Source organism: Aphanizomenon sp. CS-733/32 (assembly GCF_028330045.1).
GTDB classification, from domain to species: Bacteria; Cyanobacteriota; Cyanobacteriia; order Cyanobacteriales; family Nostocaceae; genus Dolichospermum; species Dolichospermum gracile.
Genome location: NZ_JAQMSE010000261.1, coordinates 14,379 through 40,714 on the forward strand (window position 1 = coordinate 14,379; position 26,336 = coordinate 40,714).

Consider the following 26,336-nt stretch of genomic DNA (forward strand, 5'->3'; position numbering starts at 1 on the left):
AAAGATTAACTGTATAAATTAAGTCTATTGTTTCACTAGTTTACCGTATACAGACGGAGTTAAACAACTAAATTTTATTCCTGTGATCACATCTTTTACCCTATTCTGTACTCAATCAACAAGTCTTATCTCCTGTTTGTACACTTGTACAATAATCTAAATTGAGATATTGTTCTACTAGCATGAGCAGTTCTTGATCTGTAAAGGGCTTAGTCAGATAATCAGTTGCCCCGACCATCCTGGCACGAACACGATCAATAAACCCGTCTTTGCCAGTTAGCATAATAATTGGCACAGACCGAAATAACGTGGAGTGCCGTAACATGGCACAAATCTCGTAACCGTCTAATACTGGCATGGCAATGTCGCAGAGAATTAGATCTGGCTGGAGTTGAAAGACGAGACTCAAGGCTTGTAAGGGACGAGTGATGGAAATCGCTTCATAACCTTGCAATTTTAGGATAGATTCTATCGTCTCGCAAATCACTAGTGTATCTTCAATACATACTATCCGCCCTTTATGTTTTTTTGCTTCTAAGTTTTGTTTTTCTTTGCCAAGTTTATATGTGTCTGAATATACTAATTGTAGCCAACCTTCTTGCACATAAGGATATATAGCTTTTGCTAAAGTTAAAATATCACGGTTAAGATAGCGAGCTAGTTGGCGTAGAGAAGTTTTTCCATCAGCCCATTTATGTAATTTTTTAACTGTATCTTCTGGTAACGAGGCACTTAATTTAGCTATATCGGCTAGAACGGGTAATTGTTCTGTAGATTGAATATGTGGGTATAATTGCTTCCATTCTTGCACTTGTTTGGTGATTTTAGCAACTAGCGGAGCAATTTCCAAGGTGGTTAATTGTGGGACTATTGCCGTCCCTAATTCAAAGATGAAACTGCCTTGGTGCAAGCTCAAGAGATCAAATAAAGTTTCTTGTACCAAGCCATAAATGATTGTCCGAGCAATTTTCGGAGTGATAATATTTTGCTCCAAAAGCGCCCAAATATAAGCATATTCTGGAGAATTAGTGACGGCTAGAGATGCTAGTTGTTTAGATTCAAGTCGCTGTTCGACTCGATAATAACGTAGGTAATCGTCAAGCCGCGATAAGCTACTGTCATCTGCTTGGCAATAGACGATTCGACCGTTGAGAAAAAATACAAACCATGACTGTGCTGTATTTTCTCCTCCTTGCCGATTTTTGAATGTTTCTTCTCCACTGAGTTGGTGACTTGGATATGATGTGCGGGCTTCTACCCATAATTGTCCAGTCCGTTGTCCTAACTCAATTAGTTGGAGAATACTGCAAATATCAATCTCATTTAAGTTTCCCTGCATTTAGCTACAAAGCACTCCTTGATGTTTTAGTTTTACTACTTGAGGTATTTTGACCGAAATAGGCAGGGGGAAGGGAGCTTTCTAGCGGGGGCAGCCCTTTCCCCCAACGCGCAAGCGGAGCGGAACATGAGTACAAGCTCCGTCCCGGTCTTCCCCCTTGCACCCTGCCCCTTTTCCTCTTCGTGACTAAGTAGGTTAACAGAAAAAATTCAAGGTATGTGAATAAAAGTCAAGAAAACTCAACCTCTTTCCCCCTACCTTATCAGCAGATAGGCTAAAAACCCCGGAATTGATACCTAAAAATTTTGGGGATTTTTAAGTATCAATGTCTTTTGAGCCAGGGATGAAAGCCATCTGGGGGACTTATCCCCCAGTGATAAGTTGATTATATTTGATGTTATAATCTCAATTAACACAATACCTTTGCCAATTTTCTAAACATAGGGCTGAAACCCGATAAAGTCGTGACGATATCAGCAGGGTTTCAGATTTTTGCCCACAGTATTGTTAACAGGAAAGGTAATCAACCTGTATAAAAACCTAACTGCCTAAGTCAGTAACTCAGCCCTAAAGGGACTGGGCTTGCAAGGATGAAAAAATATTCAAGGTGGTTAAAACGGCTCGTGCCGTTTCCCTCTCAGGGCTAAGGCCGCGCTCGTTTCCCTCTTACCGGGTATTCTTATGATTTTGATTAAGTGTGAGCAAGTATTAATATATGCGATATCTAAGAAAATAATTTTATCTTCGTTCTGCTGCTAGACTAATGTTGAAGAAAACCAAGTTGACAGAATTATTTACGGTATATCCTAGAACACGGACACAAAGTACATCAAAAGGATTGACGGTGTGCTGTATTTAGCAGAAGTACAAAAACAGAAAGGTGGCTTACTTAGTGGCGGTGGCAAAAGCGAACTAAAATTGATCGCTTGTCAACGTACTGACCAAAATTGGAGTCCAATCCCGGACGAAATGATTGTTGCTGATGAAGCAAGTAAATTCAATGATGGTGCATTGGTACTGGTAGATTTGAGTCCAAATCGTCAAGTACAGCGGGTTCAAGATGCTGGTCGTCCATTGGTGAATATTTTGCAAAATTTTTCCCGACAGGTGGAAAGGTTTAAACTTAAGGAGGAAGAAATTGACCAGTGGAAACAGTCGCTGAATCTCCAAATTCAGGAACTGAATCGTCGGGAAATGGAAATGGAATCCCGGTGGGACGAGGTACAAAAACTGGAGAATGACTCTAAACGGATAGATACACAACAACACTTGGTTAATACGTCTCGCACGGAAGTTGAGCGGTTACGGGCAGAAGTTGAACGTAATCGCCGGGATTTAGAAGGTGCGTGGGAACATCTGCGCGTTGAGCAGCGCTGTTTAGAGGAGATTAGATTAAATGTTCAACAGTCTCAATCTGTGGATAATGAGCGCGGTCAAAAATTAAGTGATTTGCTTAATCGTTTATCAAGTACATCTGCTCCTATTAATATAGTTAAGGAAAGTCTAGGTTACGCTTTTGAGTTTGCCAATAAACAGCAGGATGCTTTGAATCTACATTGGCAAAAGTTGGACATCCAACGTCATGGGGCTAATCAGCAGCAAAGGGAGGGAGAGGAACTGGTCCAAAGTTTAGGCGATCGCCAAAATGAATTGCAACAGGCACAGGATTCTCTAGCACAAAAAATTACCCAGTTACAATCACAAATAACAATAGTTAATAGTAAACAGGAATTAACTGCCATACTCAAACAGCATTTAGAAACTGAGGAGGAATTTTACCACAAGCTGCATCTTTTGGCGACTAAGACTAGCGCTGAGGTGGCTAAACCGGCAGTTGATGTGACGGCTTTGCAACAAATGCCGCTGAAAGAATTGGAGAAAATGGTGCAAGATTGGCAGGAGAAGTTAGACAGGGATTCTAATTTTGTCCAGGAACAGGAGCAGGAGCTTAAATACAAGCAAGAACTTATAGAAGAACTTCAACAAAAAATTGTTTATGCCACTGGGGAAGAACTGGTAAATTTAGATTTAGAATTAGCGGATGAACAGGATCTTTATCAGATGCTGAACGAAAGTTTGGTAGGACAAAGACGCAATTTGATTGGACAGCAAAAGACTCTTCAGCAGAATCAAGTGGTATTGTGGCAAAGACAAGGGATTTCGGTGGAGATTAAGGGGGAACCTAGTGATTTAGAATTATTGGTTTCCCAATTGGCAGCCGAGAAACAGCGAAAATCTGCGGAAATTGAAAAGTTGGAAAGTGATATAGCTTTGATGCTGATTACTATTGCAGCGGATCAAGTAGCTATTGATCATCAAACTCAGGAGGTAGAAATAAAGCGTCGGGAAGTTGATGCTCTTGAGAAGCAATTACTGAATTTACGAACTGCTACTGCTGAGTGTTGGGGAAGAGTGAATATTTATCAGGAAGCTCTGCAACCTATTCAGGATGAGCTTGATAGGTTACGGGAGCAGTTAACAAAGATGGGTGAATCTTTGACTCAAGTACAAGCGTTTGGTGATTCTCAGCTTCAGGTTGTTTTTGATCTGCGTCAGGTGATTGAGAGTTTTATAAATCTACCGGAGGTATTGGTTTCTTAGGGGGTTTTGGAAAAGTCTAATTTATTACAAAAAAAAGGGGACAGGCAAGAGGGAAGGGGCAAGAGGGAATAATGTAATCGCCGAAAATAATTAATTGAACCTGACCTGAGTTCGACATAACGATAATTTTTGGAAAACTCACCCCACGTAGGAGTCTCAAGCCCTTATTCTCTCCTTGAAAAAATCATAACTCCGTTCGCGTAGCGTCTCCGAAGGAGAAACTCCGAAGGAGAAACTCCGAACTCAGGTTAATCCAGTCACCTTGGACTATGGCTGTCAAACCACCGGGGAAAGGATCTGTTTGGGAACGATTGGGGGCTGTAATTAGGGCTGTGAGTTTTTCAATATGTTCAAAGTTGGGTGCATGGGGAAGTATTTCTTGGAGAATCTGACGCATCACTCGACGTTGCACTGCTAGGGGTGCTTTTTGTAATATGCGCCTATTAATTTGTAAATTATCTTTATCACCCTTTGCTGAGGCTTCTAGCCGCCACTGAAGGGCTGTTTGTTCGAGAAATTCTACCTCTGCTTGCAGGAGTTCTGCTGTTTGGGCTAGGTTTGCTTCTACTTGGGGATTGAAATTTTCTCTGAGATATGGAATTAGTTGTTGACGAATGCGGTTACGGGGGTGTTTGAGGTTTTGATTGGTGGAGTCTTCCCAGATTGGCAGATGAAATTTTTGGCAGAACTGTTCTGTTTGGGAACGGGTAATTTCTAGGAGTGGACGGATGAGGGTAATATTTTCGGTGAGTGGGCGTTGCCAAGTTAATGCTTGCAAACCGTCTGTGCCAGTACCACGAATTAAATTGTATAGTAAGGTTTCGGCGCGATCGCTGGCGGTATGTCCGGTAATAATATATTGATAGTTATAATGTTGGGCGATTTTTGTTAAGGCTTGATATCGCCAATTTCTGGCTGTGGCTTCACTGTTGACGGGTTGATTGGCTGTTTCTAAATAAAAGGGTTTGTTCCAAGTTTTCGCTAAATTGGCGACATGGTGGGCGTTGGCTAGGGAGTCTTCGCGCCAACAATGATCACAATGGGCTATGGCTATGTTCCATTCCCATTTGGGTTGTAAGTCTAATAGTAATTTAATTAAACATAGAGAATCTTGCCCACCGGATACTGCAACTAATAGCCTGTTGTTGCGTGAAAACAGATTACGGGTGTGGATAGTATGATGTATTTGGGCGTGGAGGGGTGTCCATGTCATGATAGATATTTAATCCAAGGGAAAACAAGAAAACCACTAATCACACATAAAACAACGACAAAGAGAACTTTTAAGCCTATATCTAATGTAACTCCCATAGCTAGTAAAGTCAGGAAAAGGAAATTAAGAGCAACGCTGAAGAAAATGATTGGCATAGGGAATATAACTTTTTTCTCACCATCTTTAATTCTTTGAATGATTTGCAAAATTTCTTGTGTATTTTGTGGTCTACCTTTTCGGTTATTATCCATTAAATAATCAATTAAGTTTTTAAATTCTTCAGAAATTTCTGGCGCTTTATCTTGCCATAATAACCTTCCCCGTGCATCTTTTAGAAAGTTGTCGTATCCGGGGTAAATACCTGTGAGTAAGTGAAGAAATGTACGCCCTAATGAGAAAAAATCAGACGTATAGTCCACTTGGTTTCCAGCTTCTTGTTCTGGTGAATTATAGCCTGGTGTTCCTACTATTGTCGCAGGAATAGTTTGCTTTTGAGTTTTTTGGATAAATTCCTTAACAATCCCAAAATCAATTAATACTAATTGACTATCAGGTTTTAGCATTATGTTACCTGGCTTAATATCTCGGTGTAAATAGTTTTGAGCATGAACATGAGACAAAATATGAATCAATTGTTCTAACCATTCAAGGGCTTGTTTTGTATTAGCAATTTTGTTATTTTGTTCCAGCCATTTACCCAAATCCTGTCCGGCAATTTTTTCCATCACTAAACCATGCAAAATTTCTTGGGTGTGAGGACAGCCAAATATAGTATAACCATCCACTTGAACATGAGGAATTCCTGGATGATTTAATTTTCTTAATACATCACATTCTTGTGCAAAAAGTTCAAATAGTTTTGGCCGATATTGAGTTAGAATTTTCATGACTTTATGATCATTTGTAAAACTATCTTTTACTTCAAAAGTCTTACCAAAACCACCATCTCCTAATTCTTGAAGGATATGATAACGATTATTAATAATATCTCCAGGTTCAATCATAGTTCTCTCTCTGTTGTGTTAATAAAGTGCTAATTTACTTTAATAGTTTATTATTTTATGGACAATTTAACTTACTTATATCATAGTCAATTGGCACAAACATAGCTCCATATGTCGAACATTTATTAGGGACAACACGGACTAGTTGTGAAGTGTTTTCTTTCCTATCTCCATCCTGATCAAAAGAAATCTGTCCTGATGCTCCTTCCAGCACCTGCAAGTTAGTTAATTACTGCCGTATATCCAATCTTTGTTTTTTCAAAGAATCATTTATAGACACTTTTTCTAGAGCCTTTGCCAAAACTAAAGTAGCATCATAAAATATCCCGCTTTGAGCATTTATATTACTGGTTCCCCAGATTCGTTTAGCTGTGGAAACAACCTCTTGATTGGGACTGTTTAAAGGATGCCAAGGAATGACTATTGAAAGGTTTTTAACAATATTTTTTTTGTTGAGTATTTGTTCATCATACAGAACCAATTGTCCTGCCATTGGTAGTTGATCTGCATTGACATCAATCAGGCTTAAAGTATTTGTGAAACTTTTGGGACTAACTCGACCATCGGGAATAAGAATCAGTGCTTTAGCTCCTTGCTGTTTAACTTCATTTAAGGTACTATCAGGAATAAAACCAGAGATAGATACATCTTTTTCAATTATCTTATTTATACCTAATTGGTTGCGGAACTCTTCAAAAGCAGATTTACTAAAAGTGCTGCTTGGTGTGTAAAAAATAGCTACTTTTTCTGCATTAGCCAATTGGAATAATTTCAACTTATTAATTAATATAGGAACCTGAAACTTAACACTAGGGGCAGTCCGAAATAAAAAATTTGGTGAGAATTTCCTACCAGATAAAATATGTTCTCTGGCAGCCGTAGCAGAAGACATAATAATTACTTGTTCCTGTTGATAAACAGGTAAAGCTTCTTTAGCGACTTCAGATGCATAATGTCCAATAACTGCAACTATGTCCTCTTTCGAGAGCAGATATTTTGCTAAATTATTAACCTTTTGAGGGTCATTTGCATCATTAGCAATAATAATTTTCAGACCAGGATATTTTATTTCCTTGTTAAAATCTTCTTGAACCTGAGCCGCGCCTCTTAACAAGGCTTCTGCTGTGCCTGTGCCTCTAGAATCCTGATTAATAGGAACAACAACAGCAATAGTGTAACTTTTTCTACCTTTTTCTTGCATTAATTTGGCGTTATTGAGATAGATTAGAGTTTCGGGGTTATTTTGATCCTTTTTTCTCGCCTTCTCGAAAAAATTGATAGCATCTTTAAAGTTACCTTTTTGAAAAGAATAAACAGCACTTTTAAAGTCACTAGATAGAGATTTATACTCTGGAAAAAGACTTTCCTCACCACAAGACAAATTATCCTTTAAATCAAAGTTTTCACACCAATTTTCAGAAAGGTCAGAAAAAATATCTCTGAAGAACTGCGGATTAATAATCAAACATACCCATAAAACAATACTAAGGATCAAGATTATTGACAATAAACGTTTAGCTAATATAGGGTATCTGAGGATTCTTCTAGGAAAATTTATCATGTCAGTATCCTTTTAAGTGATTAAATTTCTCGATAACGGTTTTTAATGTACTTGGTAAGTAAACGATGAACAACGCCAAAAGTTGGTAACTTTTGGCTATCATTCTTTTCGACTAACCCAGTTCTACATAATTTATCCATAGATTGACTAATTTTTGCTTGGGAAATAGAAGGGAACAATTGATAAAGTTCAGGGAGTGATATTGGTTCTGTTTCATGAGCTAATTCTCGTATAATATTGATTTCTATATTTAATAACCGAGAAAAATGTTTATCAAATATGTCAGTTATGGCATCATGAACGAACAATGTTCCTTTGAGGAATTCATAAATTTGACCATTATGATATGTTTGAATATATGGAGCAGCCAATTCTAAAGCTAATGGATATCCTTGATATTCTTCAATCAGTTTTTCTATTCCCTGATCTGACAACTGAAAATTTCTCAACAGATATTGAGAATATTGAGTATCTCGACTGTTTAAACCAGTTAAGGTTAATTCTCTAACTCTGAATTTGTCGGCAATATCCATTTGCCGATGTATTTCTAAACCGATAAATACTACGCAGCTTTGATGTTCTAATTCTGAAACAGACCTTAAAAATCTTCCATAGTTATCATAGTTGATTTCTCGTTGATCTGCTGATATTTCATTAGTTATCATTAGTTGTTCCCAATGATCAAAAATCAGTAAGCAACGATGTTGTTTCAAGAAAGAAATTAGGCTAAGAATTTTTTGGGATATATTTTTTTTATTTGCAGTTGTTTCTGAATTATTAACGAAAAAATATGATTCTATATGAGTTAAAAAGTCTTCCAATAAAGCGGGATATTTAAAATTCTTCCAAATGACATAATCAAACTTATCTTTAACTTTGTCAACAAACTTTCTTAATAGTAGTGTTTTCCCAATTCCACCCATACCCAAAACACCCACCAAGGCACAGTGTTCTGTAACTATCCATGTTTCTAATTTAGATAATTCCTGCTCACGTCCATAGACATCTTGAAGATTTGGCGCTTCTTCTAGGTCTAACCGTAATGAATTGTTTTCTGGATCTTTTTCACCACCTGGATGCTCTAAAAGTCGTGAAAGAGTTAACAAGCAATTCTTTTTGCTAACTGTCCTACCCGTAACCTGACTGAGGTATTGGAATAACTCAGGACCGGTATTATTTTTGATGGTGTCAACAGCATAACCGAGATTCTCCATATTGGCATAGGCGATATTTTGCAAAGAATATTCTAAAATCGCCTCTTGACAATCACTCAAGTTCAAATCTATTGCTTTCTCACGCTTTACCCAATCCTTCAGTCCTCTAATTATTTGTTTCGCATCCATAGTCTAGTTTTCCCCTGATATCCTGTTGTGGATTGTATCTTAATTTGCCATAACTTTATTAGTTTTATTAGTTTTATTAGTTTTATTAACTAAAACACTGGTTAACAATTAGTATTTACAATCACACTGACCTTCGAGATACTTGGTTGTGTAAGGACAAAAAAGAGGGTGATATGAATAGTATTGATAATTCACTAATTTCACTGTCAGAGCTTGCGAACATCAATGGACAAGAGCATATTTTGCAGTCATTCTCAGTACAATTACTGAAAAAAGGAAATATTTGGTTTATGCAGGATCATCAAGGAGATGAGAATGATGATCCTATAGTTCCTCCTAATTAATTGAGCGGATATTATTTGTCTGGAGAATTAATAATTCTCATCGCTTCTAACTTGCAACTTTCTAATTCTGGTAATTTACAATGGGCTTTTTTAAGTTCTTGATCATGGGAATAAAATTCTAGGAAACTTCGCCATGATTCTCTAGCAGCTTGCTGATTTCCTTGTGCTGCTTGGACTTGTGCTAATAAGCAATAAGCTGGAGTATAATTGCTGTCTAACTCCAGACAGATAAGTAAATGCTGGTGTGCTTGTTCATAGGAATTTTGCTGAAAATATGCCCAAGCAAGATTTTTGTGTAATGCTACTTTCACTGTATTATCTTTTACATTTGATAAAATGGGTTCAATCATTTCCACCGCATCTGCACTATTTCCTTGGGTAATTTGCAACCGAGCCAAGTTATTAATAGCAGCATCAGCAGCACGATTTTGATATCTAGTGGCAATTTGATAGTGATGACAAGCCCCATCTAAATTATCTAACTTTTCATAACTTGCTCCCAGGTTATAGTGAGCAGAACCATAGTTTTGGTTTAATTCAACTGCTAATTCTAGATAAGATGCAGCAATTGCAAAATCATTGTTTAGATAGCTTTCATGTCCTAACTTATTTAGAGATCTAGCAATTTCTTTTTTTTCTTTTTCACTGAAATCAATACGTCTTAGCACTTTTTTAAATTCCTCTGGAACAGGTTTATTAATTGATAGTAGATACAAGATAGATTTAGTAATATCTTCATTATCTTTATCTACTGCTTTTTCTAGTTCTTTTGTTAATTTAGATGAACTATCAGTTAATAACTCTGGTTTGTATTTAGCAAACAATACAACTAAGTCTGAGCGTTTGTAACGACGATGATCAGCCGATTCATTCTTCGGTTTAAATTCATCACATATTCTTTCAACATATTTTCTGACAGATACTTCTGAAATGTTCATGGCTTCAGCTATAGCCGGATCTGTGTGGCCTGCAAGTATTTTCTGCAATACATTTTTGCGGTTTTCTGTGAGGTTATCAAATATGCGATTAAACTCTTGTTGATTCATTTTCGGTTTAAGTTGCATCAGTTATATAGGCATCCGATTTGATTCCTGATAGCGTTCACGTAGTGTGCCGTATCCCTGCGGGAGCCGGAGCCATCAGGCATAGCGTGGCGTTAGCCATATTTTCCTATGTAGGAAGGCAAGAGGCAATCATGCAAGAGGATTCGAGAATATAAAGGTGTACCGAGTTTTGTATGGCTACGCCACGCAAGCTATCAAAAATCAAATAGGAATCCTATATATTCACTTTTGCGACTATTTTACAGTAAGTCAACATCAATTATCCTATGTCACTATTATGACCTGGGCAATGCCAACTGTTACGTAAGTAATCTGAAAATCTCAATCTCTCTCCTGGGGTTGACATCTGTAAGTAAGTATGTCACAATTTCTATCAAAATATGTGTCACAAAATAAATTTATTAATTTTTGTGATCATCACGAGGATTAGTTTTATTAGGATATAACCCTGTTTATGCTGGAACGTCTATTTCACATCCTAGTTATGCTGCTGATAATTTTGTATTTGCAGTTCAGCCTGATGGTTCATTAGTGGCTGCTACTTGTGATGATGAAAAGCGGTGTTCGTCTGTTGATATGGAATTTTTGAAATGAAATTCAAGGAAAATAACACCACATCTAAGGAAATCATGAAGAATAAATTTAGAGTTTTATTGGTCATATTTTTTGTCAATTTTGTAGCAGTTAATCCAGCAGTTGCTATAGAAAAAAATCCTGTTTTTCTTCCTCAGAAAACTAGAATTATATTTCAGCCTGAAATGAAAGTAGCACAAGGCATAGGATCTAGAGTTATTAAGCTGCGTCTAGCGGATTCTGGCGTATCAGTTGGTAGCATTTTATTTCATGGAGTTGCTGGATTAATCCAAAAAAAATCAACTGATTGGGTGCGGTTAGAAATCAATGGAAATCAAGTCAGAGTAGTACATACAACCAGAACAACTAATGCATTCACTCAGTTTTCTAAATGGTGGGATCATCCGGTGAGAAAAATTGCTTTTAAACCTGATTCTTGCACGGTAGATAATGTCCAAAAAACAGGTGAATCTAATATAGAAAGCCAACTGAGAGAATCAAAAAAATTGTACGAGTCTAAACTAATAACAGAACAAGAGTATCAAGATCGGCGCAATAAAATTCTTAGTCAAATAGATGCAAATCAAAATCAAACTACTGTGACTAATTCAGATTGTGTTGTAGTTAAAGAAGATGGAATTATCCAACTCAAGGATATTGCTTTATTAACTCAAGGAGTATTTAACATCGAATATTTAGAAAGTGGTGAATGGAAATATGCCGCTTTCAGAGTACCAGCCAAAGAATATTAGAGGATGTTTTAAAAGTTTATGGCTAACGCCACGCTACGCGAACGTGGACTAATAAAAAATTAATGGTTCTGAACCCACGAAGGTGGGTTTTGTCTGTGTAGCTGCGTTCGTAGAGCGTGCCGGAGGCATCTTTCTAATCGCCGGAAACTTTTCAAACACTCTCTTAGTAGTAGTCAAAAAATTTTCTAATCAAAAATATTTAACTATTAGGAGCAATAAGTCATGAAGTTGAATTACAACTTAAAGCCAACTGTAATCTCATTATTTACACTAGCATTTTTACAAGTACAAAATCCAGTAATTGCATTAGAGAATCAAGAAAAATTTGGCGATTTCTCGATTAATTTAGAGTTAAATACTAGCAAAAAACTTAGCAAAAAGCCACCTATTCAACTTGCCATAGATGACTATTATTGGGGACCACAACGAGATTTTAACATTTGGATGCCTGGAGTATTGATAAAGAACACATATGAAACTCTAAGATCAATGAATGCAGCGACACAAACAGTGTATTTAATATCCCATAGAGATATGCCTCCAGAAATGTCGTATTTAGGTTCAAAGGAGATTCGAGAAGTTTTGCAAGTTGCTTTAAGAGCAACCATTTCTCGCAATGATAAAGTTGTAAAAAGCACAAATATGGTATTGAAAGGATATCCAGGCGTTGAATTACTAGTGCAATATGCCGATGGTACTCAAGGACAATATCAAGGATATTTAGTGCGACGACGATTTTATATATTGGGAGCTATAACTTCTAATGAATTAAATACTGAAGTGGCTAATTTTTTCGATTCTTTTAGAGTTTATCCGACTCGGATTGTTAGTTATTAGAATTACTGATTTTGTACCAATAATCGGTGTTGCTGAGTAAAAGTATGATTTTATTTCACGCAGAGGCGCAGAGAGTAAAAGTGTGAGAGATGGAATTTTCGACTTTTATACCCCAATTCACCAATGCCAAACATTCTAGAAGTCCTATTACCTATTTAGATAAATGAGAGGTCAAATATGCAAACCGTAACTATCAACATTGCAGGACGTGGAACTCCTCTTGCAGATGGAACAACATCGTATCGAGGTCATATGTGGTATTCGTTAACAGATATCAGTGGCAGTGCTAAAAGCTATGGATTTGCGCCAGACGAACAACACCACGGTTCGCCTTTTGCTCCAGGCAAGGTTTATACCAGCGATAACACCAACTACCAGAGCCGCGAATACTCTAAAACTATAGAGATCACGCAAGCGCAATATGAGGTGATGAGAAATTTCGGCGATAGACCACAGGATTTCGGTTTCAGCACATCTTACAGCGTACTTAACAACAGTTGCATTGACTTTACTTGGAAAGCTCTGGAAAAGGCCGGACTGAATACCTCTGGATTTCAAGGGCATATTTGGCCAACCAGAAACATTGACGATGTGAAGAATATAGTTAATACCCGTTTTGGTGTTGATCCTCAACTAGCAATTGCCTTGGGATTGATTGATGCCAGAATCTTACGGGATGCTTCTGATATGTCAATTGATGACATCATCACCGACCTCCAAAAATCCTTTAACCAAGCCCAAACTGTCACCAGCCCCATCATTCTATACTTGAGAAGGTAATAAATTGCGTTTATACCGCTTTCTTTACAGAGGGCGGGGAAACCCCGCCCCTACTTGGTGGTAAAAACGTTATTTCATAATAGTAGAAAGGGCTATAAGTAGGTGAACAGAACAATTTAAAGGTAGTAACGGTATGTAAAGTTGTCTCGATGCGATATTTTGATTGAGTTTCCGCCATTTTACAAAACGTAATACCCCTGGTTTTTATTTTGTTCACCTACTTATATACTTCTTAAAACATATCCGCAGGATCAGCAGATTGGAGTTTGCTAGTAGCGATCGCCCCAGAAATAGCACACATAATTATAGTTAAAAGTAGGACTTGTACACCACGAATTATCGTCATATACATGGGCAAATTTGTTGCTGTTCGGGTTAGTTGGTAAAGTCCTAAAGATACGGCTACCCCTGGAAAAAATCCCAAAGCCGCTAAAATTAAAGCCTCTTCAAAAACTATAGTTAGTAAATAATTGTGACTATATCCGATGGCTTTGAAAGTTGCATATTCTCGCAAATGGGCATTAACATCGGTGGAAAGAACTTGGTAAACAATAATTATTCCTACGACAAATCCCATTGATACACCAAGGTTGAAAATAAACCCAATGGGGGAATTACTACTCCAAAAATTATTTTCAAATTCGATAAATTCTTGATGAGTAAGAACTTTGACATCATCTTTTAAATAAGCCTTTAATTGGGCAACAACTTGATCGGTTTGATAACCAGGTTTGATTTTAACTAAACCAATACTCACGCTACTTGTAGGCTGTCTGGCAAAGATTTGAGAAAAGTTATTGGCACTGGTAATTAAGCTACCATCTGCCGCAAAGGAAGCACCAAGTTTAAATAAGCCACCAATAGTAATTGTATTACCATTAATTTCAGTTGTGACAGTTTTACCTTGTTGAATTTGCCTAATTGCTTGTTGATATTCTCCTCTGGTCGCTCGATCAAATAAGACTGTATTTGGTAATTTAATCTTCTGTAATTGTTGATTAATTTCCGGTAAATCAAAAGCTGGTTGATCTGGATTGATGCCAATAATTAACACTCCTGTTTCTAATCGTGTTTGGGGATTCTTCCAAATAATATGGTTACAATACATAGCTTCTGCCGATTTTACCCCTGGTACATCCATTGCTTGATAAAGTCGTCTACGAGAAAAAATAGACATACTTTGTAAACTACGAGCTTGGGGACTAATCAGAATAATATCAGCTTGTAAACTCCGATGCAATCTAGTATTACTATCATATAAAGCAGTTTGAAAACCTGACTGCATAAACATAAGAACATCGGCAAAAGCAATACCGGATACTGCTACCAATAAACGGCTTTTTTCATGGGTAAGTTGTAACCACCCTAAAGGAGTTCGTCGGCACAATTTTTGAAAAATACTAATCATAGAAATGATAATTGACAACTAACAACTGACAACTGACTAAAGACTAATAATTGCCTTAACTTGCATATTGGTAAATTTGGCTGCTTGCTGACTAGAGGCTTTATTTAGTCGGATGTGGACTTTTATGATTCTGTTATCAATATTGCTAGAAGGATCTGTATTGGTGAGGTTTTGTTTTCTTACTTGTAAACCGATTCGTTCTACTTTTCCTTGTAATTCTTGAGAAAAAGTATCGCTAACTATCCGCACCTGTTTTCCTTGAATAATTTTTGTAATATCACTTTCGTAAACTTCAGCAACTACATACATCTGACTGGTTTTACCAATGTCAGCAATGCCATTATTAGAAATTAATTCTCCTGGGTGAGTGTAGATTTCAAATACTTGTCCATTTTGAGGAGATTTGACATAGGCTTTTTGAAGATTGATAGTGGCTTTTTTCACTACTGCATCTGCTCGATTTAATTCGGCTATTGCTGCTTGTATATCTACTTTCCTAACTTCAGAAATTTGGTTGAGGGTTGCGGCAGCTTCTTTGATTTTTTGTTGACCACTAAATTCCAGCTTTTTTAACTGTGACTGTGCTGCTTGAAGATTGTTTTTAGCAGTTTGTACATTCAGGTTTTTAATATCTCTTTGAGATGCGGAAATTGCCCCTGCTGTATATAATTCCTGATAACGTTTATTTTCAGTTTCAGCATTGAGTAATTCAGATTGCAATTTTTCTAAAGTTGCTTTTTGAGTATTAATATCACCTTGACTTTCGGCGGCTAATCTGTCAATGATGGCTTTTTGGGCGGTAATTTCTCCAGGTTTAGCACCTGCTTGAATTTGGGCAATTTTAGCTTTAATTATGTTTACTTCTGCCTTGGCTTCAGTTAATTCTGCCTGTAAGCGATCGCTATTATCTAAAATAGCAATTACCTGTCCTGTTTTGACCATATCCCCCTCTTTGACTAATATCTCCTCAACTCGACTTCCTTCTCCAGATATCGCTGCTGATAATTTAATCACTTCCCCTTCTGGTTCAATTCTCCCTAGTGCTGTGACGGTTTTTATCTCTGGTATAGCTACCACAGGATTTACTGGTTTTTGATGATCTATATCCCGAAATTTGAGGACAATAAAAACACTAATACTCGCCACAGATAAAGATGCCAGTATGGTAATAGCGATCGCTAATCGGAGAATAAACTGAGAAGATAATGAACCTTGTAGCTTGTGGTTTTGCACAACTGCATACCTTTTCAGTGCTGTTTCAAAATTAGTTAATAAAAAATATCAGGTAGAAAACGAAATCCTGGAAAATTTCAAAATGTAGTTTCTAGACTCAACGAAGTCCGAGGGAACTTCTTATCTGTTCCCTGTTCCCTTTTTTTGTAATTTAGTCAAGTTATTGCATTACAAATGACAAATCAATTCTAAATTTTTGACAGAAACGAACATTTAGAGATAATATGCCAGAATAGAAAGTCAGATAGTTAACAGATGACAGTTTTCGTAAAATTAGTATATGTACCTCATTAATCGGCAATTTGCTATAATTTTATAAATTTCTTGAATTAAAATAAACCGCGCTTACCGTTCGGACGCACCGTTAACCAATTAATTTTAGCTACAGCCAATTGTTCATTAGTCACCTTAGCGCCAGTGAGATTAGCGCCAGACAAATTAGCTCCCCGCAGATTAGCTTGACTTAGATAAGCTTGACTGAGGTTTGCACCTCTCAGGTCTGCACCTTCCAAATCAGCATTACTAAAATAAGCCTTGCTTAAATCCGCATCTTTGAAATTTGCTTGTTGTAAACTTGCCCTACCAAAGTCAGTATTCTGAAGATTAGCCGCTTGAAAATTAGGTTTCTGAAATTGAGCAGCATGGAAATTACTGTCTGATAAGTTAGCACTAGGCACACTCAACCGGATAAAATTGTAGCCTGTAAAATCCCGTCTTCCCTTTTGATAGGCTGCCAGTAGACTTTGGGAATCTAATTTTCGTGCATAGACTGGATCATCAGCGTTATTTATATCTCTAGCTGCTGGTTTAGATGCTAATTCTCTACCCTGAATGCGTCCCTGATTGTGTCCATGTTTCCATTCTGTGTCTGCTGGTGTTGGTGTCTTGCCTTTTCTGGCTCGAATAGATGCCGCTAGTTTCGCAACACCATCATTATTACCACGAGTATAACCAATAGAATCAATCCCAGAATTTGAAGAATAATTCTGAGTAGGTACAGAGGGTTTAGAGAGTAAGCTTTGGTTTAAACTATCTAAATATGGCTCCATATCTAAAGCTGTAAGTACGTCCTGTGCGGCTTGATAGCGATTGCGCACAGATACGTCCAACATTTTTCTCAATACCTTAATGAAATGATCACTGGCTTGTACCAGATGCTCCCACATCATTTCCCCTGTGGTGGGATTGTATTCTAAGTTTTTAGGAACTTTCCCAGTCAGCAAATAAACACAAGTTACTCCCACTGCATAGATATCACTGGCGTAAACTGGACGCATAGCCATTTGTTCGGGAGGTGCAAAACCAGGAGTACCAATTGCATAGGCTGTTAAGGCTGATTGTTCGGATTGATTGGTTGTGACTTGACTGACTTTATTTTTGACAGCGCCAAAATCAATTAGTACCAATCTGGCATCTTGAGAACGACGAATTAAGTTAGCTGGCTTAATATCACGGTGAATTACCTGTTGCTCGTGGATATATTGCAGCAAGGGCATGATTTCACTTAAAAATTGCCTGACTGCGGTTTCACTATAAACTCCATTTTTTTTCACTTCTTGTTGGAGAGTAAAACCGCTGACATATTCTTGCACTAGGTAAAATTGATTGTTGTCTTCAAAATAATCTAGTAGTCTGGGTATTTGGGGATGATTACCGATTTTACCGAGAGTTTCTGCTTCTCTGGAGAATAACTCCCGTGCCATTTTTAATATGTACGGAGTTGTACTTGCTGGACGTAATTGCTTAATCACACAAGGCGGATTACCCGGTAGACTTTGATCTACTGCTAAAAATGTTGCCCCAAAACCACCTTGACCGATGGGTTTAACTGCGCGAAAGCGATCGCGCAACAGCAATTTCGAGCCACAAGCCTGACATATTAGACTAGGGGCTGAATTTATAGGATGGGAACAAGTGGGATTTACGCAATAGCTCATGCAATGTAAACTCGCTGCGTAACAGCTTCAGGGGAATAATGAATGATGCTCTTATTACATTATGGAGGGTAATAGACAACAGGAAACAAGGAATTTATTACCCATTACCCATTACCCATTACCTACTTACAGACTAGACAGCACCTCTTTAGCAGCAGCTAATGTCTGTTCAATATCTTCGGAAGTATGTGCTAAAGAAGTAAAACCAGCTTCAAATTGAGATGGGGCTAGGTAAATACCATGTTCTAACATTCCGCGATGGAAACGACCAAATTTGCCTGTATCCGCCTTTTTGGCATCTTCATAGTTATGCACAGGCCCTGATGTGAAAAATAGCCCAAACATGGCACTAATATGACCACCACAGGCAGCATGACCTGTATCTGAGCAGATTTTTAGCAATCCATCAGTTAACTGTTTAGTAATTTTTTCTAAATACTCATAAGTACCGGGTTTGCTGAGGAGTTCCAGGGTTTTAATTCCTGCTGTCATGGCTAAAGGATTACCAGAAAGTGTTCCAGCTTGATAAACAGGACCTGCGGGGGCAACCATTGACATAATCTCACGACGACCACCATAAGCACCGACTGGTAAACCACCACCAATGACTTTACCCATTGTAGTTAAGTCGGGGGTAACACCAAATTTGGCTTGTGCGCCACCGTAGGCAATACGGAAGCCCGTCATCACTTCATCAAATACTAATAATGCGCCGTGTTCTTGGGTAAGTTCCCGTAGTCCTTCTAGGAAACCAGCATCAGGGGTAATAAAGCCAGCGTTACCAACTACGGGTTCGAGAATCACACCGGCGATTTCCTGGGGGTTTTGTTCAAATAGGGCTTTTACGGCTTCCAAATCATTGAAAGGCGCAGTTAAGGTATTGACGGTGACGGATTTGGGGACTCCTGGGGAGTCGGGTAAACCCAAGGTAGCAACACCAGAACCGGCTTTGACCAAGAACATATCAGCGTGTCCGTGATAGCAGCCTTCAAATTTGATGACTTTTTCTCGATTTGTAAAGGCTCGCATCAGGCGTAATACCGCCATACAAGCTTCTGTTCCAGAGTTGACGAATCTGACCATTTCGACGCTAGGAACAGCATCAATGACCATTTCGGCTAAAACGTTTTCGAGGGTGCAGGGAGCGCCAAAACTTGTGCCTTTATCTAGGGCTGTGTGTAGTGCAGATATTACTTCTGGATGAGCATGACCACAAATAGCTGGGCCCCAAGTACCAACATAGTCAATGTATTTGTTGCCGTCTACGTCCCAAATATAAGCGCCATTGACATGATCAAATACGATGGGTTGTCCCCCGACGGATTTAAAAGCGCGAACGGGAGAACTGACTCCTCCGGGCATGAGGTTTTGAGCAGCAGCAAAGATCTCTTGTGATTTGGTGGTTTTAATTGAGGTATTGACCAAGGGTATCTCCTATGAGGTGATGATTAAAATTAAGCTTCTATTTTAGAATAGGGTGAAAAGTTACTTGTGAATTTCTCTGGTATAGGATTAACTGAAAATGGTATCTTGAGTCAAATAATTATTGTAAATTAACTGGTATGTCTTCTTCTCAACTGCTATCTTTCCAATCTGCTGTCCCTGTGGAAAACATTCGCTACGATGACAAGGGTTTAGTGCCGGCAATTGTCCAAGATTATTTAGATGGTACGGTGCTGATGATGGCTTGGATGAATCAGGAATCGTTACAAAAGACTTTGGATACCGGGGAAACTTGGTTTTGGAGTCGTTCCCGGCAGGAGTTTTGGCATAAGGGCGAGACTTCTGGACATACTCAGAAGGTACAAACTATTCGTTATGACTGTGATAGTGATGCTCTTTTGATTGGGGTGGAGCAATTGGGTGATATTGCTTGTCATACGGGGGAACGCAGTTGTTTTCATCAAGTTGATGGCACGGTGACAGCACCACCTGGGGATAGTTTATCACAGTTGTTTGCGGTCATCTGCGATCGCCGTGATCATCCTAATGAAGATTCCTATACCTGTAAGTTATTGGCTGGTGGTGATAATAAGATATTGAAAAAGATTGGTGAGGAAAGCGCCGAGGTAGTTATGGCTTGTAAGGATGATGATGCCGATGGTATTGCGGGTGAAGTTGCAGATTTGTTTTATCATACTCTTGTAGCACTAGCACATCATCAAGTTGACTTAAAAGCAGTTTATCGCAAGTTACAGGAAAGAAGGAAATAGGCGAATTTATAAATAATTGTCTGAATCAGGATAACCAGGATTACAGGATTTACAGGATGATTTATTTTGTTGAGGAAAAGATGATATAGCAGGAGGCAGGAGGCAGAGGGCAGAAGGCAGGAGGGAAAGTCTTATCCTGTATGATTTTTAAGTTTCAGTTTGTATCTCATTCAACTGCATACCGCTATAAACATAGATTAAATAATGATTTAATGGCGTTGCTGATTTGAGGTATGAAAATTATTTTTGATGATCTCCAAACCCTTGTAGAGACGTTCCATGTAACGTCTCTACATCTAAATTCATACTTGGTTTCAGCAACGCCGATTTAATCTCTTTCAACTTTGATATCAACAGAAAATTGATCAATAACATCCTGTTAATCCTTAAATCCTGAGATATCCTGATTCTGACAAGTTCATCAACGAATATTAACTTAAATGAAATTATTTTTATTAAGATAATAAAAAAACTTAATATAACATAACCTAGTCGAGACTTTACAACTATAGGTAAGTGTAGTTATGATATTGTCTAAATCAGGATAACCAGGATTATAGGATTTACAGGATGCAATTTTTTGTCTGAATCAGGATAATTGGTCAGAAAATCCCCGTTATATAGTGGATTTAGTCAAAAGGATAGTGAGAGTCAGTTTAGAAACTATGAGAATAGTTAATAGTTTACCAGCATTAAATGAATGGTAAAAAACAAGATCCCCGACTTCTTAAAGAAGTCGGGGATATGAAACTCTCCAAAACTATACTTCCACAATTCTCGTTTCTAAATTCTTTTGACAACACTTATCTACAAAATTATTAGCTAAATCCAATAATTCTAGATCATCAATATCAATATCACTTGCTAATATATCTTTTACAGCCGATATTTTCTCATTTTCCCTAGAAATTCTCAAGCCTTCTTCTAAATCTACGGCTAAATCGAACAAGGATCTATCTCCTACATACTTTCTAATTTTGATGGCGACATCATCATCGCTAACTAAAAAGTCTTTAATCGCATCAAATAAAGGATTGGATATTTCATCATCACCCCAAGTTTCTAGCCAATCACCCTCCACATCTTCTACATAAATATGAACAAAATTTAGTCCATAATTTAACCAATCTTGCTGCATATTCCGGGCTGCTGCTAACGCTTCTGTCAGGTTTTCGAGTTGAGCGCTATTATTAGTCTGTTGTTGGTTAACCATAAATGGTGTTTTCAGCGGATTAATGATGTTAGCTAGGACACAGATTTCGATTTGAACATTCGGGAATCAGGAAAAATTCATATACTTTCCCTCCGCAAGATGATCACTGTTATACAGGGCAACATTGACTAACTGATGGATAAAATCATTGTCTTGGGGGTTGTAACTTAAGAATAAGCCTCTTTCTATTTCCCACAATTGCAGTGAATTTTGCCACTTTTGATACTTGGTGTTATGAAATTCTTCACTGACACTGGTAACTTGAATACAGAGTGGTTTATTTTGATGATTGCTAACAATCAGGTCTGTCGCCATAGAAAGGTCAGCTATATAACGCCGCCAAAAACTACCTTCCCGATGAACAACATCCTGAGCTATATATTTAATGATATCACTATCAGCTTGATTAAACTCCCCCGCCATCATTTTTTTCTTCCAAATATAAAATTTGGTGTCTGTGGCATTAATCCATTTAGGGAACAGATAACCGTACCAATACCTTTCATTGGCGGTCATTTGTTCAAACTGTAATCTTTTATCTTCTTCTGAAGGTAAAGACTTAATTGCTAACCAAACCTGAGAATCCGTAATTACTTCTAATAAAAAGGCAACGACGATGGGTTTGGATATCAGTGAACCAAGCTTGATGTGTTTAATCCAACGGTTGATATCTCTTAATTTTGTGGTGAGATTTGGATCTATTTCAGCGGCTTGCTCGATTAATAAGTTGAGTTTATCTTTAATTTCCTTGGCTTCCAAACTATACCCTATTGTAAAATACTAACATGACATCTGAGAATTTATATCCTACTAAATCGGTAAATAAGGTTGTTAAAAACATTATCATTATTTTATGTTACGGCGGACTGAACTAATTCAGCGTTAATTAATTGTCGTATTGGAGGAGGACTGGATTACCATCTCAGTAAATAATCTTTACACTTAACGCAACCTGATGAAGATCTCAAGTTTTTGGGTACAACTTCGTTAAAAATAGTTTTCAGTCACAATATTGTTTGCATCCATCATTATGTCTCAACCAACTATAGAATCCATTTTACAGGAAAAGCGGCTATTTCCGCCTACCAGTGATTTTTCAGAAAATGCCCAGATCAAAAGTTTAGCAGATTATCAGCGTCTTTATGATCAAGCCAAAGCTGATCCTCAGCAATTTTGGGCAGATTTGGCAGAAACTGAGTTGCATTGGTTTCAAAAATGGGATACGGTGCTAGATTGGCAGCCGCCGTTTGCGAAGTGGTTTGTGAATGGGAAGATAAATATTTCTTACAACTGTCTTGACAGACATCTCACCACTTGGCGGAAAAATAAGGCGGCGTTGATTTGGGAAGGTGAACCGGGAGATTCACGGACGCTGACTTATGCTCAATTGCATCGGGAAGTTTGCCAGTTTGCGAATGTATTAAAGCAGTTGGGGGCAAAAAAAGGCGATCGCATTGGTATTTATATGCCGATGATTCCCGAAGCTGCCATTGCTATGTTAGCCTGTGCGAGAATTGGCGCACCTCACAGTGTTGTTTTCGGTGGTTTTAGTGCTGAAGCTTTGCGCGATCGCTTGAATGATGCCGAAGCTAAGTTAGTAATCACAGCCGATGGTGGTTGGCGCAAGGATGGGATTGTCCCCCTCAAAGAACAGGTAGACAAAGCTTTAGAAAATAATGGAGTTCCCAGCATTACAAATGTGCTAGTTGTCAAGCGCATAAATCAAACAACTCAGATGGCAGCAGGGCGTGATCATTGGTGGCACGATTTACAAAAAGGTGTGTCCGCTGATTGTCCCGCTGAACTTATGGACAGTGAAGATATGCTGTTTGTTCTCTACACTTCCGGTAGTACAGGCAAACCGAAGGGCGTAGTCCATACCACAGGCGGTTATAACTTATACAGCCATATCACCACCAAATGGATTTTTGATCTCCAAGATACAGATGTATATTGGTGTACTGCCGATGTCGGTTGGATTACGGGACACAGCTACATTGTTTATGGACCACTTTCCAATGGAGCAACGACTCTGATGTACGAAGGTGCGCCCCGTGCTTCTAATCCTGGATGTTTTTGGGATGTGATTGAGAAATACGGCGTTAATATTTTTTATACCGCACCAACAGCAATTCGCGCCTTTATCAAAATGGGTGAACACCATCCTAACAAACGTAATCTTTCTTCTCTGCGATTACTGGGAAGTGTGGGTGAACCCATTAACCCCGAAGCTTGGATGTGGTATCACAAAATCATTGGTGGTGAACGTTGTCCCATTGTGGATACTTGGTGGCAAACGGAAACTGGTGGGATTATGATTACACCTCTACCTGGGGCAATTGCCACTAAGCCTGGTTCAGCTACGCTCCCTTTTCCCGGTATTATTGCGGATGTGGTGGATTTAGACGGGAATTCTGTCCCTGATAATGAAGGTGGTTATTTAGCTATTCATCATCCTTGGCCGGGAATGATGCGGACTGTGTATGGTGATCCTGATCGTTTCCGTCGTACCTATTGGGAACATATTCCCCCCCAAGATGGTAAATATACGTATTTTGCCGGCGATGGGGCGAGAAAGGATGAGGACGGCTATTTCTGGGTGATGGGGCGTGTAGATGATGTCCTGAATGTGTCTGGACACCGCTTGGGAACGATGGAAGTAGAATCGGCTCTGGTGTCTCATCCGGCGGTAGCTGAGGCGGCGGTGGTGGGTAAACCGGATGATTTGAAAGGTGAGGAGGTTGTGGCTTTTGTGACTTTGGAGGGGACTTATCAAGCCAGTGAGGAGTTGAGTAAGGAACTGAAGAAGCACGTTGTTAATGAGATTGGGGCGATCGCTCGTCCTGGTGAAATCAGGTTTACTGATGCTTTGCCAAAAACCCGTTCTGGCAAGATTATGCGCCGGTTGTTGCGAAATTTGGCATCAGGTCAGGAAATAGCGGGGGATACTTCGACTTTGGAAGATCGCAGTGTGTTGGATAAGTTACGGGAAGGTGCATAGTTTGAAATAGTCTGACGCAAAGGCACAAAGGCGCAAAGTAATCTGGGGTGGGCAAAATTGCCTACCCTATATTATGGGAAGAAAATTATATCTTGAATTATGATAGGGGTATACAAGTGAAAGCTACAGTTTCTAGTTCTGAATTAATTCAGGATGATGATATTTTTAAGCTAAAAAATCAAGAATATAACAATTTGAAAAATTTTAGGGATTTACCATTTCCAGTTTGCTTATTTTTCTTTACTCTAGATAATGATAAAGGATATTATAGATGGATTTTAGAACCTATTATTCATGAAGGAAATAATATGAGCTTGAAATTTAATGAAAATGAGGAATTAAAAAACCTCAATGATGAGGAAATAAATAATATTATTGCAATGATTAATAGTTGGTATGACCATAAAAGTAATTTAGTATCAGTATAAGATTCATGGTTGTTGAGAAAGCGATCGCTCATTCAAGTCAGATCCCCGACTTCTTTAAGAAGTCGGGGATCTTGTTGTTCATAACTCATTGAGAATTGCTATATTTAGCCACCAGACTGGCTAAAAGCTTTAAATCTATTGGCTTAGAAATATACTCGTTAACACCAGCCGCAAAACAACTTTCGCGATCGCCCTTCATTGCCATAGCCGTTTGAGCAATAATCGGTATATGCTGATATTTTGGGGTTTCTCGTAATTCCCAGGAGGAAGAAAGAAGAAGACTGTAAAAATTCACAATAATTTCATCGCAACTGCATATTTATGGACATTACACAATTTTCTCAATTAATTATTAATGGTATTGCTGTCGGTAGCATTATCGCCTTAGCAGCAGTAGGACTAACCTTAACCTATGGGATTTTGCGGTTGTCTAATTTTGCTCACGGTGATTTTCTCACATTAGGCGCTTATTTGACTCTGATGGTCAATGCCATGGGTCTCAATATTTGGTTATCCATGATTGTGGCCACTGTGGGAACTGTGGGAGGAATGTTACTAGCAGAAAAATTGCTCTGGTCAAAAATGCGGTCTATCCGTGCTAGTTCGACAACACTGATTATTATCTCTATCGGTCTAGCTTTATTTCTCCGCAATGGGATTATTTTTCTCTGGGGGGGTAAAAACCAAAATTATAATTTACCCGTGATTCCAGCTTTAGAATTGGGGGCTTTAAAAATACCGCAAAATCAATTATTGGTATTGGGGTTAGCGGTTCTGGCGATTTTATCCCTACACTACTTGCTGCAAAATACGAAAATTGGTAAGGCAATGCGGGCCGTAGCTGATGATTTAGATTTAGCTAGGGTCTCTGGTATTAATGTTGATAGAGTAATCTTGTGGACTTGGGTAATTGCTGGGACATTCACTTCTTTAGGTGGGAGTATGTATGGGCTAATTACAGCAGTGCGTCCAAATATGGGTTGGTTTTTGATTCTACCTTTGTTTGCCTCAGTGATTTTGGGGGGAATTGGCAATCCTTACGGAGCGATCGCCGCAGCCTTTATCATTGGTATTGCCCAAGAAGTTAGCACCCCCTGGCTAGGTTCACAGTACAAGCAAGGTGTAGCCCTTTTAATCATGATTTTGGTGCTGCTAATTCGCCCCAAAGGTTTATTCAAAGGCACGATTTAAACAGCACCGGTCTACTTCTAACTATTCAATGATGTGGAAGTAGTAAGCTGCTACCAAAAAGTTAATAGCCAAAAGTAACAACGCCCAACCAGTACGGAAAGCGTAGGAAGGTTTAGCAGCAGGTTTGCCTTTAGCAGTCATAAGCGGTTCTCCTAATTTAGTGACTTTTTAAGAAATAGCAAACTCACGCGCCAATTTTGCAAATTCTTTAAAAATGTTTTTGTAAGGAGTCAGGAGTCACCGAGTCAGTTGTCATCACTAAAATTCCTCTCCCCTACCCCCTGCCCCCTGCCCCCTGCCC

The 26,336-nt window shown here is 38.5% G+C and carries 23 protein-coding genes; 9 read left to right on the top strand and 14 right to left on the bottom strand.

Annotated features, from left to right (window positions below; translation table 11 throughout):
* Positions 1–115: 115 nt before the first annotated feature.
* Positions 116–1,339, bottom strand: a complete 1,224-nt coding sequence (locus PN471_RS23155) for a response regulator (RefSeq protein ID WP_271778820.1) — start codon at positions 1,337–1,339, stop codon at positions 116–118.
* Positions 1,340–2,185: 846 nt separating this feature from the next.
* Between PN471_RS23155 and hmpF the strand changes: the two genes are divergently transcribed.
* A complete protein-coding gene (hmpF, locus tag PN471_RS23160) occupies positions 2,186–3,940 on the top strand; it encodes a pilus motility taxis protein HmpF (RefSeq protein ID WP_271778821.1) in 1,755 nt (584 codons plus the stop codon).
* Positions 3,941–4,124: 184 nt separating this feature from the next.
* Here the strand turns inward: hmpF and tilS are convergent, their stop codons facing one another.
* The 4 genes from tilS to PN471_RS23180 form a co-directional block, all read right to left on the bottom strand.
* Positions 4,125–5,153 (bottom strand): tRNA lysidine(34) synthetase TilS, encoded by a 1,029-nt coding sequence (gene tilS, locus PN471_RS23165; protein WP_271778822.1) that lies wholly within the window; start codon positions 5,151–5,153, stop codon positions 4,125–4,127.
* Positions 5,150–6,157 (bottom strand): serine/threonine protein kinase, encoded by a 1,008-nt coding sequence (locus PN471_RS23170; RefSeq protein WP_271778823.1) that lies wholly within the window; start codon positions 6,155–6,157, stop codon positions 5,150–5,152. The genes tilS and PN471_RS23170 overlap by 4 nt, the downstream gene beginning before the upstream one ends.
* 229 nt (positions 6,158–6,386) lie before the next feature.
* Entirely contained in the window at positions 6,387–7,718 is a 1,332-nt protein-coding gene (locus PN471_RS23175) for an ABC transporter substrate-binding protein (protein ID WP_271778824.1), read from the bottom strand.
* A 20-nt stretch (positions 7,719–7,738) separates the two neighbouring features.
* Positions 7,739–9,061, bottom strand: a complete 1,323-nt coding sequence (locus tag PN471_RS23180; protein WP_271778825.1) for an NB-ARC domain-containing protein — start codon at positions 9,059–9,061, stop codon at positions 7,739–7,741.
* A 173-nt stretch (positions 9,062–9,234) separates the two neighbouring features.
* On the opposite strand from PN471_RS23180, the gene PN471_RS23185 reads away from it, so the two are divergent.
* Positions 9,235–9,405: a hypothetical protein gene (locus tag PN471_RS23185; RefSeq protein WP_193896404.1), complete on the top strand. Its 171-nt coding sequence runs from the start codon at positions 9,235–9,237 to the stop codon at positions 9,403–9,405.
* 11 nt (positions 9,406–9,416) lie between these two features.
* Here PN471_RS23185 and PN471_RS23190 read toward each other — a convergent pair whose 3' ends face one another.
* Positions 9,417–10,469, bottom strand: coding sequence for a LuxR C-terminal-related transcriptional regulator (locus tag PN471_RS23190; RefSeq protein ID WP_271778826.1), 1,053 nt, complete (start codon positions 10,467–10,469; stop codon positions 9,417–9,419).
* A gap of 590 nt (positions 10,470–11,059) precedes the next feature.
* On the opposite strand from PN471_RS23190, the gene PN471_RS23195 reads away from it, so the two are divergent.
* The 3 genes from PN471_RS23195 (at position 11,060) to PN471_RS23205 (ending at position 13,411) form a co-directional block, all read left to right on the top strand.
* Entirely contained in the window at positions 11,060–11,794 is a 735-nt protein-coding gene (locus PN471_RS23195) for an SHOCT domain-containing protein (RefSeq protein ID WP_271778827.1), read from the top strand.
* A 222-nt stretch (positions 11,795–12,016) separates the two neighbouring features.
* Positions 12,017–12,631 carry a hypothetical protein gene (locus tag PN471_RS23200; protein ID WP_271778828.1) on the top strand — a complete coding sequence of 205 codons (615 nt, stop codon included), beginning with the start codon at positions 12,017–12,019 and terminating at the stop codon, positions 12,629–12,631.
* A 177-nt stretch (positions 12,632–12,808) separates the two neighbouring features.
* Positions 12,809–13,411, top strand: a complete 603-nt coding sequence (locus PN471_RS23205) for a hypothetical protein (protein ID WP_271778829.1) — start codon at positions 12,809–12,811, stop codon at positions 13,409–13,411.
* A 232-nt stretch (positions 13,412–13,643) separates the two neighbouring features.
* Here the strand turns inward: PN471_RS23205 and devC are convergent, their stop codons facing one another.
* The 4 genes from devC to hemL all read right to left on the bottom strand — a co-directional run bounded on the left by devC (position 13,644) and on the right by hemL (position 19,414).
* On the bottom strand, positions 13,644–14,819 hold the full coding sequence (gene devC / locus PN471_RS23210; protein ID WP_271778830.1) for an ABC transporter permease DevC: 1,176 nt from the start codon (positions 14,817–14,819) through the stop codon (positions 13,644–13,646).
* Between the two features lie 36 nt (positions 14,820–14,855).
* Positions 14,856–16,052, bottom strand: coding sequence for an ABC exporter membrane fusion protein (locus PN471_RS23215; protein WP_271778831.1), 1,197 nt, complete (start codon positions 16,050–16,052; stop codon positions 14,856–14,858).
* 329 nt (positions 16,053–16,381) lie between these two features.
* A complete protein-coding gene (locus PN471_RS23220; RefSeq protein ID WP_271778832.1) occupies positions 16,382–17,989 on the bottom strand; it encodes a serine/threonine-protein kinase in 1,608 nt (535 codons plus the stop codon).
* A 126-nt stretch (positions 17,990–18,115) separates the two neighbouring features.
* Positions 18,116–19,414 carry a glutamate-1-semialdehyde 2,1-aminomutase gene (gene hemL / locus PN471_RS23225; protein ID WP_271778833.1) on the bottom strand — a complete coding sequence of 433 codons (1,299 nt, stop codon included), beginning with the start codon at positions 19,412–19,414 and terminating at the stop codon, positions 18,116–18,118.
* A 137-nt stretch (positions 19,415–19,551) separates the two neighbouring features.
* Here hemL and hisIE point away from each other — a divergent pair, with 137 nt between their 5' ends.
* Positions 19,552–20,202, top strand: coding sequence for a bifunctional phosphoribosyl-AMP cyclohydrolase/phosphoribosyl-ATP diphosphatase HisIE (gene hisIE, locus PN471_RS23230; RefSeq protein WP_271778834.1), 651 nt, complete (start codon positions 19,552–19,554; stop codon positions 20,200–20,202).
* A 760-nt stretch (positions 20,203–20,962) separates the two neighbouring features.
* Here hisIE and PN471_RS23235 read toward each other — a convergent pair.
* Both PN471_RS23235 and PN471_RS23240 read right to left on the bottom strand, forming a co-directional pair.
* The gene (locus PN471_RS23235) at positions 20,963–21,415 is read right to left on the bottom strand and encodes a hypothetical protein (protein WP_271778835.1); all 453 of its coding nucleotides are present in this window, start codon (positions 21,413–21,415) and stop codon (positions 20,963–20,965) included.
* Between the two features lie 66 nt (positions 21,416–21,481).
* On the bottom strand, positions 21,482–22,174 hold the full coding sequence (locus PN471_RS23240; protein ID WP_271778836.1) for a hypothetical protein: 693 nt from the start codon (positions 22,172–22,174) through the stop codon (positions 21,482–21,484).
* A gap of 271 nt (positions 22,175–22,445) precedes the next feature.
* Here PN471_RS23240 and acs point away from each other — a divergent pair, with 271 nt between their 5' ends.
* Both acs and PN471_RS23250 read left to right on the top strand, forming a co-directional pair.
* On the top strand, positions 22,446–24,416 hold the full coding sequence (gene acs, locus PN471_RS23245) for an acetate--CoA ligase (RefSeq protein WP_271778837.1): 1,971 nt from the start codon (positions 22,446–22,448) through the stop codon (positions 24,414–24,416).
* A gap of 47 nt (positions 24,417–24,463) precedes the next feature.
* Positions 24,464–24,844: a DUF4365 domain-containing protein gene (locus PN471_RS23250; protein WP_271778838.1), complete on the top strand. Its 381-nt coding sequence runs from the start codon at positions 24,464–24,466 to the stop codon at positions 24,842–24,844.
* Positions 24,845–24,929: 85 nt separating this feature from the next.
* Here the strand turns inward: PN471_RS23250 and PN471_RS23255 are convergent, their stop codons facing one another.
* A complete protein-coding gene (locus tag PN471_RS23255; protein ID WP_271778840.1) occupies positions 24,930–25,139 on the bottom strand; it encodes a hypothetical protein in 210 nt (69 codons plus the stop codon).
* A 26-nt stretch (positions 25,140–25,165) separates the two neighbouring features.
* Here PN471_RS23255 and PN471_RS23260 point away from each other — a divergent pair, with 26 nt between their 5' ends.
* Positions 25,166–26,035, top strand: a complete 870-nt coding sequence (locus tag PN471_RS23260; RefSeq protein WP_271778839.1) for a branched-chain amino acid ABC transporter permease — start codon at positions 25,166–25,168, stop codon at positions 26,033–26,035.
* Between the two features lie 21 nt (positions 26,036–26,056).
* Here the strand turns inward: PN471_RS23260 and psaX are convergent, their stop codons facing one another.
* Entirely contained in the window at positions 26,057–26,176 is a 120-nt protein-coding gene (gene psaX / locus PN471_RS23265) for a photosystem I protein PsaX (RefSeq protein ID WP_027404674.1), read from the bottom strand.
* Positions 26,177–26,336 lie beyond the last annotated feature (160 nt).

Excerpts from the sequence above, each read along its gene's own strand:
- PN471_RS23155 (WP_271778820.1), bottom strand. The coding sequence starts at position 1,339 with ATGCAGGGAAACTTAAATGAGATTGATATTTGCAGTATTCTCCAACTA.
- tilS (WP_271778822.1), bottom strand. The coding sequence starts at position 5,153 with ATGACATGGACACCCCTCCACGCCCAAATACATCATACTATCCACACC.
- PN471_RS23170 (WP_271778823.1), bottom strand. The coding sequence starts at position 6,157 with ATGATTGAACCTGGAGATATTATTAATAATCGTTATCATATCCTTCAA.
- PN471_RS23175 (WP_271778824.1), bottom strand. The coding sequence starts at position 7,718 with ATGATAAATTTTCCTAGAAGAATCCTCAGATACCCTATATTAGCTAAA.
- PN471_RS23180 (WP_271778825.1), bottom strand. The coding sequence starts at position 9,061 with ATGGATGCGAAACAAATAATTAGAGGACTGAAGGATTGGGTAAAGCGT.
- PN471_RS23185 (WP_193896404.1), top strand. The coding sequence starts at position 9,235 with ATGAATAGTATTGATAATTCACTAATTTCACTGTCAGAGCTTGCGAAC.
- PN471_RS23190 (WP_271778826.1), bottom strand. The coding sequence starts at position 10,469 with ATGCAACTTAAACCGAAAATGAATCAACAAGAGTTTAATCGCATATTT.
- PN471_RS23195 (WP_271778827.1), top strand. The coding sequence starts at position 11,060 with ATGAAATTCAAGGAAAATAACACCACATCTAAGGAAATCATGAAGAAT.
- PN471_RS23200 (WP_271778828.1), top strand. The coding sequence starts at position 12,017 with ATGAAGTTGAATTACAACTTAAAGCCAACTGTAATCTCATTATTTACA.
- PN471_RS23205 (WP_271778829.1), top strand. The coding sequence starts at position 12,809 with ATGCAAACCGTAACTATCAACATTGCAGGACGTGGAACTCCTCTTGCA.
- devC (WP_271778830.1), bottom strand. The coding sequence starts at position 14,819 with ATGATTAGTATTTTTCAAAAATTGTGCCGACGAACTCCTTTAGGGTGG.
- PN471_RS23220 (WP_271778832.1), bottom strand. The coding sequence starts at position 17,989 with ATGAGCTATTGCGTAAATCCCACTTGTTCCCATCCTATAAATTCAGCC.
- hisIE (WP_271778834.1), top strand. The coding sequence starts at position 19,552 with ATGTCTTCTTCTCAACTGCTATCTTTCCAATCTGCTGTCCCTGTGGAA.
- PN471_RS23235 (WP_271778835.1), bottom strand. The coding sequence starts at position 21,415 with ATGGTTAACCAACAACAGACTAATAATAGCGCTCAACTCGAAAACCTG.
- acs (WP_271778837.1), top strand. The coding sequence starts at position 22,446 with ATGTCTCAACCAACTATAGAATCCATTTTACAGGAAAAGCGGCTATTT.
- PN471_RS23260 (WP_271778839.1), top strand. The coding sequence starts at position 25,166 with ATGGACATTACACAATTTTCTCAATTAATTATTAATGGTATTGCTGTC.
- psaX (WP_027404674.1), bottom strand. The coding sequence starts at position 26,176 with ATGACTGCTAAAGGCAAACCTGCTGCTAAACCTTCCTACGCTTTCCGT.